A 9,613-nucleotide genomic window follows, 5' to 3' on the forward strand; every position below is an offset into this window, starting at 1 on the left:
TACGGAGCAGTTGTTCGGGGTTGACTGGCTTCCACAAGTAATCATCGACATGTTGCTTGCAAGTTGGGCTGATGATATCTTCTTTCGTGGCGATCGCGAGCATCTTTAGCTCGCCAATCGTCGTCGATTTGCGGATATTATCGATCGCGCGATCGACTGTTGCAGCATCCAGTGCCAGATCGATAATTAGCAGATCTGGTTTGAACATCGAGATTTGTCGGAATGAAGATTCGGCAGATAAAAACCAAGTGACTTGATATCGTGCTGCTGTGAGCACATCGCAGATAAAATTAGCTAAATCTTCATCTTGCTCGATCAAGATCGCCCGATTGGGAATGGGGTTGAGTTCGGGATCTTGAAACACTAGCGTCCGATCCATTTCTTGCCAATCATTGGGTTTTGATACTTGCAGTGGTTGCGATGCCAGCCTGACTGTAAAAGTCGAACCCGAACCGACGATCGAATCAACTTCGATCGAGCCACCGTGCAATTCGACTAACTGTTGGGTAATTGCTAGTCCTAAACCCATCCCCCCATAATCTCGATTGAAAGTGCGATCGAGCTGGTGAAATTTCTTAAATAGGTACGGAATCCGATCTTCTTCTATTCCAATCCCACTATCTTCGACTTCAAACACAGCATAGCAATCTTCTAGCCAAGCCCGAATGACAACCGTCCCACCTTCGGGCGTGAATTTAATCGCATTGGTGAGAATATTTAACAAGATTTGCCGCACCCGCTTGGTATCGCCTCGAAACCGTAATTCTCGACTATTAAGCTGCGTATCGACATTCTTAATAATTTGCAATTCCAAATCGATCTTGCGCTGTTCGGCTTTGGATTTAACAATTTCAACTACTTGCTCTACTAATCTTGTCAGGGAAAATTCACTGACTTTCAAGAAAGTTTTGCCAACTTCTAGCTTGTAAAAATCTAAAATATCATCGATTAATTCCGACAGATGCTCGCCACTATTATGAATGATTTGCAGATAATTTTGCTGGCGATCGGTTAAATTCAACAATGGTAATCTCAGCAACGTTGCTGATAATCCCAAAATACTCGTCAATGGCGTCCGGAGTTCGTGACTTAGCAACGCTAAAAATTCCGTCTTCGATTGATTGGCAGTCTGAGCGACGATCGCCAAATCGCGCAGCTCGCGCGTGCGCTCGTTGACGCGCTGTTCCAAATCGTGGGAGCGATCGATCGCGATCGCATGTAATTCCGCTCGATCGATCGCCAATGCTAAATGTGTGGCTACCTGCTGGAGAAATTCAGTTTCGCGAACTTGCCACTGGCGGGTAGAGTGACATTGATGGGCGATTAATAATCCCCACAATTCGCTATTAATGACGATCGGTACCACCAACTTAGATTGAATCTGCGATCGTTCCATCAAATCCAACATACATCGATCGTCAGCATAGGTGATGTTAACGCGATCGAGCGATCGAGTCATCCCCGCTCGATATTTGTCCCACAATTCCCGATCGTCAAAACAATCTTGATGCTCGGCAACATCTAATACAGATTGGATATTGTCGCCGCCAATCGACTCGTAGGTAACTTTGCCAGTACCCTGATAATTATCAAAACTTTTTTGACTAGAGTTAGCTTCCGATGTCTTAAACTCAAACTGATAAATAATCAATCGATCGGCACGTAAAAATGTTTGCACCTGCTCGACCGCCGCTTGCAAGATCGCTGGCAAATCTAATTTTTGATGGATTTGAGCGATAATATAGTTAAGAAGATTTGCTTGAGCGACTTGTTGTTGAAGATGACTTTCGCGCTCGCTCGCCGCTCGCTCCCGATCGCCAGTAATTGCGGCCAACAGCAAGCTAGTAAATTCACTTTGCAGCTCGCTGTCATTCGTAAAATCTGGGTCGGCGATCGTCGCGATCTTCGATGGTAAATATGGAATCAGCGGCGCAATAAATAGATCGATCGCCACAGGTGAAAAGGTCATTTCGATCGCTACTTGCTGCGTGCCATCGACATTCACAAGCTGTCCGGTTAATAATGCTTGGAATCGTGGCGATTGCAGCAAACAGAACTGAGGTAACTGCTCGATTACGCCTAAGAGCCGATCGGCAGCCGCTGCCCGAAAGGATTCTGGAGTAGTCAGCAACGACTCATTGTCGATCGATCCGATCTCTCGTTCATTGGCATCACCATTCCGCAGGAGAATTTTCCTCGCCATTTGCGGCCATAGATCGCGCACCTTGAAGAAGGTTTGGAGGGGATAGTAACCTTGGATGGTTGGGGTCAAATTAGACATTGGCGAAGCTGACGATACAGAGGGGAATTAATCTAGGGGTAATGCTTGCTAAATACGAAGAAATAATTAAGATATTAACCGATCGGGTGAGTAGCGTAAAGTTCGGCATCTATCGATACTAATTGGCTGGAACAATGCGATTGAAATTCTCGTGCTGGTAGTGGACTGCCGTAAGCAGTAACACTAGATCTACCATCCCTTGTTTGCTAATTACTAGTTTAGCTCCATCTACATTATTTTTAAGTAATCTATACTTTCCCTTAATCAACCCACCGACCGAGCGCACCGTCTCGACGATCGATTCAGCCCAAAGTTGTGAAAACCACTGCTCGATCGACTGTCGGACAAGCTCAATCCCCATCTCAACTCACCCCAATCTCCTTTGCTCCAAAGACCTAACCCCTGATAAAATGAGTCAGCTAGTGGAGGATAAGACCCTGAGTACGCGAGTTATTATTTTACGGCACGGACAGAGCAGTTATAACAGTCAAGGCCGCATTCAAGGCCGCAGCGATTTGTCAGTCTTGACCGAGCGCGGTATCGAGGACGCTCGACTCACCGGCGCAGCCTTTCAAGGCTTGAATTTTGATAAAGTTTACTGTAGTCCGCTCCAGCGCGCGCAGCAAACCGCTGCTACCGTCCTCAATAGCTTGGGACAGGAAGATCGCTTGCATGCAGACGATCGTTTGCTCGAAATCGACCTGCCCTTGTGGGAAACCCTGCTCAATCAGGAAGTCCGCGAAAAATACGCCCAGCAGTACCAAGCCTGGAAGCAAAGTCCCCACGAACTCAAAATGCTGCTGCCCCAGCCAGATGGCAGCGAGCGAGAATTTTTCCCAGTGTTAGCTCTGTACGCCCAAGCTCGCGACTTCTGGCAAGCCATTCTCCCCCAACACCAGGGTCAAACCATCCTGATCGTCGCCCACAATGGCATCAATCGCGCCCTCATCAGCACCGCTTTGGGGATCTCCGCCGAGATGTATCACAGCATCCAGCAGTCCAATTGTGGCGTTAGCGTCCTCAACTTTAGTGGCAATTGGGGCGACAGCGTTCAGTTAGAATCGCTCAACCAAACCAGCCATCTGGGTCAACCCCTGCCCACCTTCCGCCCGCAAAATCTCGGCCCGCGCTTTTTGCTCGTCCGCCACGGCGAAACCGACTGGAATCGCGCTGGTAAATTTCAAGGTCAAATCGACGTACCATTAAACGATCGCGGACGAGAACAAGCCAGTCTAGCCGCTGAATTTTTAAAAACCGTCCCGATTGACTTTGGCGTTACCAGTTCGATGCTCCGTCCCAAGGAAACAGCCCAAATTATCCTCGCCGAGCGGACTAGTTTGACATTGCACGAAGACGCCGACTTCCGAGAGATCGGGCATGGACTCTGGGAAGGTAAATTTGAAGCCGAAATTAAAGCTGCCTATCCTGGCGAATTAGAACGCTGGCATACTCAGCCCGAATCCGTCCAGATGCCTGAAGGTGAAAATCTTCAGGATGTCTGGAATCGCGCGACGGTAGCTTGGCAACGCACGATCGCCCAAATCGGCAATGTGCCATCAACCGGCATCGTCGTGGCTCACGATGCAACTAATAAGGTGCTGTTGTGCTATCTGCTCAAACTCGGTTTAGCCGATATCTGGAAGATCAAGCAAGGTAATGGCGCAGTTACTGTTATCGATTATCCCGATGGTATTGAAGGCCAGCCAGTCATTCAAGCTCTCAATCTCACCAGTCATCTCTCTGGTGGCGATATTTTCGATCGAACTGCTGCAGGAGCCTTATAGAAATCGGTTGGGATATCTTGGGTACAAATCGATGATAGCTGAGGCAAACGATTCGATTCGACTGCGAGATCGCTCTAAATCTGAAAAACATGAACAATGACGATCTCGTAGTCTCACGAATATGATGGTTATTTAGGTGGTTTTCCAGATTTTCCCAGTCAAAAATGGCTGCATTACGACGATAGTAAGGAGATGGCGATGAATAATGGTGTTGAAGCTCTAGAATCTAATTCAAATGAATCAGCGGCATGAGCAATCAAGCCGCCAAAATCGCCATTATGCTGCAATGCATTATCGGATCTGGCAACTCATAAAACATCAATCGATCCAACACCTTCACAGTAGCTAATTGACAACATTCGACCGATCGCACAATCTGACTCGATCGATAATCGATCGTGCATCACTACATCTTCGTCAACTATCTGCAAGATATAACGAGCGTCCATCTGGACAATCTCCCCTCGATAACTACCACTCCAGGCATCAGCAGCCAGCATTTTTAGCCCTCGATCTCCAGTCCATTGCTGCCAGATCTCCCTCGACATTTTTCTAGCGGCAACCGCGTCGATTGTAGCTTCTACCCATTCAGGACAAACAGTAACAGCTCGCAGTACTGCTCCTTGCCATGTCCGAGCAGATTCGACAGGTAACTCTGTATTATCTACCACTGTTACTCGATCTGCGATTTCGATCGCCAGCGGCAATAGTGACAAGCTACGATAGTAACGTTCGACAACCTTGTCCGGAGGCACATTATGACCGCCAGCTCTTACCCGATCTGCAACCCGCAAAATGTTGTAGCGGGGGTCGATTGTCGAAACATAATAAATTTCTACTATGTATCCTAGTGCTTTTGCCTGTTGCAATTGAATTAGCTTTGATGGATGACTCATAACTGTCTCAAAAGCAAATGATTGCCGCTGAGCCACCCATTCTAGTCGTTGTCTTTCGACCATTCTTGCCGCTTCATAGGATTGTGCCATCACATCGCCAGATAGTGTTTTGGCGATCTCGTCTGCATTGGCATAGTTTGTCGGAAAATTTGGTAAAGCTTGAAAATTGGCAGTAATGGTAGATTTTCCAGATCCATTTGGCCCAGCAAACATCACAATCTTGGATTCTGGCATTTTCTCCGCCAATAATAAGCTCTGTCAGCAACACTAGTCGCGATTATAATTGGATATACTCAACTCGACCATCGGGATACCGCCGATAGGGGTTCCCCTCATTCCAAATAGTTATGGGTAGTCCCATGGCTTGCTTTTGCACTATGGCGGTGGCAACCGCTGCCTGAGAAATGGCATCGACTTCCCCATCGGCTAATTCCATGAAGTTATACCGCTCGACTGCTGCTGTCGATCTCAACTGTCTATTCGAGCCATCGTTTATAGCAGTCATCGGGTTTGCTCCACTTCTTGTCAGTCTTACCGACCGAAATAGCAAAACCCTTGCAGAACAAGGGTTTTAATTTAAGCTGGCGGACGGATTCGAACCCCCGACCGGCTGATTACAAATCAGCTGCTCTACCAACTGAGCTACGCCAGCGCACTAAGCAACTATAACATACGTCTAAAATTATGTCTACCAAAGAACTCGATCGACTGCAATGCTGACGGCGGCTGGAGATTGTCATGCACACAGTCGCTAAATGTACTAAGTTAGGTATCCACAGAGCTGTCAGGTGGCAACTGCCTGACCCTCAATCGAGTCGGGGTTCGAGCGTTCGCGTAGCGTAGGCGAAGCCTAGTTGATTGCCAAGCTCGGACTGGCAGGACGTTCGGTTATCCTCTGTCTAACCATCAATAAATCTTAGATAATATTAAGTGTCAGGCAAGCTTTACGCAGCTAGAGATCGTCGATAATTTTCGGCCTAAACTAATTATTTTAGAACGAACACGATCGACCAAAACGCCAACATCGAGCGTTGCTGTCATCGAGGCTACCACCATCGATTAGGCTTTGCTTACGCTACGCGAACGAGACTCACTAAATAACGGTAACTATTCACAGTTATGTACTCGATCGTCACCATGCATTGCGAACGGCTAAAAGGTTGATGTTGAAGATCTTTTCCACTGTCTTGCTATCCATCCGCGCTCATCAAACACGCTGGCTGACTAGCTTAGCCATTGCCGTTTTTGCGACCTTGCCAGGTACTCTGCTGGCGACTTGTGCTAGTACCGAGCGCGCGCTCGCGCAGAGCCGTGGGAGTGATGTGCCAATCGCCAATGGCATACATCTGTATGGGGAATCCCCGCGACCGAATGTCGTCGGGAAAGAATATATTATTTTTGAGAAAAACGGGACTAAAACAATCGGGGCTTTCTACTTACCGCGCTCGGAGTTTAGTTGTTTTAAAGGGCAATTAAAAGATGCCCGCCTCAATGTCACCCTGTTTGACCCCTTCGATCGGCGTAAGTATGTTTTCTCTCTCGCTCTGGCTCCTGACGGTCTGACAGCGAGCAAACAGCCAATGCTGGGACAGCCGACTTACCAACCTCTGAGCAAGATTAGCCCTAACGATCGCCAAATTTTGACGGCTTGCAAGCAACAACTCCAAAAATCAAAATGACCAGAGAATGACAAAAGGGTGAAAGTAGCTTGAAGACTTTCACCCTTGGCATTGCGCTCGGATATTTTAAAATAACCGCACTAATGTTAGAACCGATCGCTATTAGCGATCTGGGGATCGATATCGATCGAGTTGAGACGGTTTTAGTAAGTGGGTTTGCGGAAATCACCACGGCTTTGACCGCCGCCGCCACCCTCTTCACGGGGACGTGCTTTGTTTACTTTGAGAGAACGCCCCATCCATTCAGCACCATCGAGATTGGTAATTGCATTATCTTCGCTGGCGTCATCAGACATTTCAACAAAGGCAAAGCCTCGCATTCTGCCAGTCTCGCGATCTGTGGGAAGTACAACTCGCTTAACTGTGCCGTAATCCTCGAAAACTGTTTTTAGGTCTTCTTCGGTGGCTTGATAGGATAGGTTTCCGATATAAATGGTCATGTGAAAATCGATAAAGCTGGACGAGAAACTTTACTGTACAGTTGACAGACAGTAGTCGAACGTTGGCAACAAGCTGACGGGACTAAGCCCGATTGGCAATCGCCACGCCGATCGAAGGATTGCTGATGGCAGATGAAAAGTTAAGAGCGACTAACTCAAAACAGGTAGTTATCTAAACTTCACAGCTTGCCAGCGATCGAATCGAACTGAACTAGTAATTAATATTTTTATCATACCCGATCTCCTCGGTTTGCAGCGTCGTCCAGGCTACAAGTTACTGTTCTTTTTTGGAGCTAGCGATTGTCTGGTTCCCCGTAAAGCTTGCCAAGTAGATATATTTATGGACAGATTGCCTGAGTGCAAATAAGCGATCTCTGTGACGATCTGCCCACAACATTAATTAACATTTCGCTCTCCGATCGAGGATCGATCGCGGCTACCAAGATCGTCTAGTCAATATCGATCGATTGTGGTCTGGATCGATCGCTCGTGCTGGTGGGATTGTTCGTTGGAGTGAATCCAGCTTGCTGTTCTAACCAGGTTTTGACAGGATCTTCGGTGAGATTCAACCGGAGGACTCCCGAAATGAAACCATTGCAAAAAGCGACTGGTTCTTTGGTCAGTTCTTTGAAAATCGGTGTCAGTTCGTTCAAAAGCATAGGAGCGATCGGGCTATATTTATAGTAATGTCTGCTACTACGATCTTAACTTAAAGTAGCGCGGGTCGGGCGTGGGCGGATGGGAGCCTTCTCTAAAAGTGCTGGCATGGGGGTATCTAATCAGATCGAGATCGATCGCATCAGATCGGCAGCCTCGGTGGGGATTTGCCGGTGGTTGCTGAGGATTTCCAAGCAGGCAGCCATCAGGGCTTGTTTGACCTTGGTGGTGTCACCTGTTCCGCAAAGATCCGCCGCGATCGTCTCGATCGGGTACCAAAGGTAATCAGGGGATCGGAGTTGCCGCCAAGATCGCGTGGAGTTAGCGGTTAAGCTCGTTGAGACGATCTGTCGATCGGTCAATCGGTCGCCAAACACCGCCCATTTCATGACTACTCGATCTCGATCGGCAGAAATTTGCTGCGGTGATAAATTATTTGAATGACAAACTTGAATAAATAACCCAAGTCGCTACCTACGCTCGAAGTAGTTTCAATCTTCGGCACTCGATCGATAGTAACTGGGGTTAAGTAGTTTAAATACAGTGTTAGAACCTGCTAGTTTTCAGTGTCAGCTTCAGGTATGGCTCTGCGTCTTCTTCTAGTTCTCACTCTCGCTTTAGGTTGTGGCTCAGGAGCCGCTTGGACTTCACTCGCACCCGCTGCGGTTTTATCGATATTGCCAGCTTTCACCCAGCCTTTGAGATTATCAGTTTGCGATTGAATCAGCACCCATTGCTTATCATCGCTAGTTTGGATGACTGCAACCTTGGCATTAAATCCGACACCACCAAGTTTTTCGGCACCAGAATTTGGCTCTTTTTTCAGAGACAAACCATCTTTCCACAACACTTTAGCATCGTAGGCTTCTGGTGGGAGTTGCTCGGTAGCATTAGGATTTTGCGGATCTGCGGCTGCTGGCGACTGCACGAGTTTGGCGGCTTTGGCTGTTTTCGGCTTAGGTTTGCTAGCCGCTAAGGATTTGCCACCATCCCGCTCTTCCGCAAACACTGGCTTGGGGGGGCGAGTGCCCATTTGAGTCATAAAGAAATAATAACCCGCACCGCCGATGACCCCGATCAATCCAGCTAAACCGATCGAGATACCAATGATTAATTGTAGGGATTTGAGGGCGGCGTTCATGAGTTAGGGGATAGGGGTTAGGGGATAGGGAGTAGGGGTTTAGGGGTTAGAGGTTTAGGGTGAAAATAATGATAGCGAGTGTGTGAATAATTTCAGGACGCTTGCGTCCACACAATCTATATCCCTATTACCTAACCCCTATCCCCTATCCCCTTGCCTAAACTAGCTTGTCTCGAAGCCAATCTAGCCTTGCCCGAATTCGCCCAGTCTTGGAGAAATTGGATTTGGGTTTGGGCGGTGACGGCGAGGGGGATCATTTGGCTGGCTGATTCTAGAATATCATCAGTGGTGAAATCGCGGTTTTGACTGAAGCCGATATGCATTGCTTCGACGAGGGTTTGCTCGATTTCGGCACCGGAAAAATCGGGCGTTTCATAAGCCAATCGATCCAGATCGTACTGGGCGAGATTATGGGGACGGAGCTTGGTGAGATGGACGTTAAAAATTGCCCGACGTTCCGCTCGTGTAGGTAAACCGACAAAGAAAATTTCGTCGAAGCGTCCTTTGCGGAGCATTTCGGCGGGGAGGGAATCGATATTGTTGGCAGTGGCGACAACAAAAACGGGAGAGGTTTTCTCCGTCAACCAGGTAATAAATGTTCCAAATACCCGACTCGATGTGCCCGCGTCGCCTTTGCCATCGACACCCGCAATGGCTTTGTCTATTTCGTCGATCCACAGCACGCTGGGCGAGAGAGCTTCGGCGAGTTGAATCATCTGTCTGGTACGCGACTCT

11 protein-coding genes and 1 tRNA gene are annotated in these 9,613 nt (G+C 47.9%); 2 read left to right on the forward strand and 10 right to left on the reverse strand.

The features are described 5' to 3' along the window. Together RMO84_RS07340 and RMO84_RS07345 are read right to left on the reverse strand one after the other, a co-directional pair. Nucleotides 1-2,281: ATP-binding protein (locus tag RMO84_RS07340; protein WP_310487814.1), on the reverse strand; the 2,281-nt coding region annotated here is incomplete at its 3' end. A gap of 118 nt (nt 2,282-2,399) precedes the next feature. Then, nucleotides 2,400-2,642, reverse strand: coding sequence for a hypothetical protein (locus tag RMO84_RS07345; protein ID WP_310487815.1), 243 nt, complete (start codon nt 2,640-2,642; stop codon nt 2,400-2,402). 49 nt (nt 2,643-2,691) lie between these two features. Here RMO84_RS07345 and RMO84_RS07350 point away from each other — a divergent pair, with 49 nt between their 5' ends. Further along, nucleotides 2,692-4,065, forward strand: coding sequence for a histidine phosphatase family protein (locus tag RMO84_RS07350; protein WP_396135797.1), 1,374 nt, complete (start codon nt 2,692-2,694; stop codon nt 4,063-4,065). Between the two features lie 308 nt (nt 4,066-4,373). On the opposite strand, the gene RMO84_RS07355 is transcribed toward RMO84_RS07350, so the two are convergent. From RMO84_RS07355 to RMO84_RS07365, 3 genes are all read right to left on the reverse strand, one after another. Then, entirely contained in the window at nt 4,374-5,195 is an 822-nt protein-coding gene (locus tag RMO84_RS07355) for a zeta toxin family protein (protein ID WP_310487816.1), read from the reverse strand. 43 nt (nt 5,196-5,238) lie between these two features. Next, on the reverse strand, nt 5,239-5,466 hold the full coding sequence (locus RMO84_RS07360; protein WP_310487817.1) for a hypothetical protein: 228 nt from the start codon (nt 5,464-5,466) through the stop codon (nt 5,239-5,241). Between the two features lie 74 nt (nt 5,467-5,540). Beyond that, nucleotides 5,541-5,613 (reverse strand) — tRNA-Thr (locus tag RMO84_RS07365). A gap of 511 nt (nt 5,614-6,124) precedes the next feature. Between RMO84_RS07365 and RMO84_RS07370 the strand changes: the two genes are divergently transcribed. Next, nucleotides 6,125-6,640, forward strand: a complete 516-nt coding sequence (locus RMO84_RS07370; protein ID WP_310487818.1) for a hypothetical protein — start codon at nt 6,125-6,127, stop codon at nt 6,638-6,640. A 143-nt stretch (nt 6,641-6,783) separates the two neighbouring features. Here the strand turns inward: RMO84_RS07370 and RMO84_RS07375 are convergent, their stop codons facing one another. From RMO84_RS07375 to RMO84_RS07395, 5 genes are all read right to left on the reverse strand, one after another. Continuing rightward, a complete protein-coding gene (locus RMO84_RS07375) occupies nt 6,784-7,080 on the reverse strand; it encodes an RNA-binding protein (RefSeq protein ID WP_310487819.1) in 297 nt (98 codons plus the stop codon). A gap of 449 nt (nt 7,081-7,529) precedes the next feature. Further along, on the reverse strand, nt 7,530-7,739 hold the full coding sequence (locus RMO84_RS07380; RefSeq protein ID WP_310487820.1) for a hypothetical protein: 210 nt from the start codon (nt 7,737-7,739) through the stop codon (nt 7,530-7,532). A gap of 120 nt (nt 7,740-7,859) precedes the next feature. Further along, nucleotides 7,860-8,126, reverse strand: coding sequence for a hypothetical protein (locus RMO84_RS07385; RefSeq protein WP_310487821.1), 267 nt, complete (start codon nt 8,124-8,126; stop codon nt 7,860-7,862). A gap of 167 nt (nt 8,127-8,293) precedes the next feature. Then, on the reverse strand, nt 8,294-8,878 hold the full coding sequence (locus RMO84_RS07390) for an SH3 domain-containing protein (RefSeq protein WP_310487822.1): 585 nt from the start codon (nt 8,876-8,878) through the stop codon (nt 8,294-8,296). 131 nt (nt 8,879-9,009) lie between these two features. Beyond that, the coding region (locus RMO84_RS07395) for an AAA family ATPase (RefSeq protein WP_310487823.1) at nt 9,010-9,613 on the reverse strand (604 nt) is incomplete at its 5' end.

The organism is Chamaesiphon sp. VAR_69_metabat_338 (assembly GCF_031423935.1).
Taxonomy (GTDB): Bacteria; Cyanobacteriota; Cyanobacteriia; order Cyanobacteriales; family Chamaesiphonaceae; genus Chamaesiphon.

Excerpts from the sequence above, each read along its gene's own strand:
- RMO84_RS07390 (WP_310487822.1), bottom strand. The coding sequence starts at position 8,878 with ATGAACGCCGCCCTCAAATCCCTACAATTAATCATTGGTATCTCGATC.
- RMO84_RS07355 (WP_310487816.1), bottom strand. The coding sequence starts at position 5,195 with ATGCCAGAATCCAAGATTGTGATGTTTGCTGGGCCAAATGGATCTGGA.
- RMO84_RS07360 (WP_310487817.1), bottom strand. The coding sequence starts at position 5,466 with ATGACTGCTATAAACGATGGCTCGAATAGACAGTTGAGATCGACAGCA.
- RMO84_RS07380 (WP_310487820.1), bottom strand. The coding sequence starts at position 7,739 with ATGCTTTTGAACGAACTGACACCGATTTTCAAAGAACTGACCAAAGAA.
- RMO84_RS07370 (WP_310487818.1), top strand. The coding sequence starts at position 6,125 with ATGTTGAAGATCTTTTCCACTGTCTTGCTATCCATCCGCGCTCATCAA.
- RMO84_RS07385 (WP_310487821.1), bottom strand. The coding sequence starts at position 8,126 with ATGAAATGGGCGGTGTTTGGCGACCGATTGACCGATCGACAGATCGTC.
- RMO84_RS07375 (WP_310487819.1), bottom strand. The coding sequence starts at position 7,080 with ATGACCATTTATATCGGAAACCTATCCTATCAAGCCACCGAAGAAGAC.
- RMO84_RS07350 (WP_396135797.1), top strand. The coding sequence starts at position 2,692 with ATGAGTCAGCTAGTGGAGGATAAGACCCTGAGTACGCGAGTTATTATT.
- RMO84_RS07345 (WP_310487815.1), bottom strand. The coding sequence starts at position 2,642 with ATGGGGATTGAGCTTGTCCGACAGTCGATCGAGCAGTGGTTTTCACAA.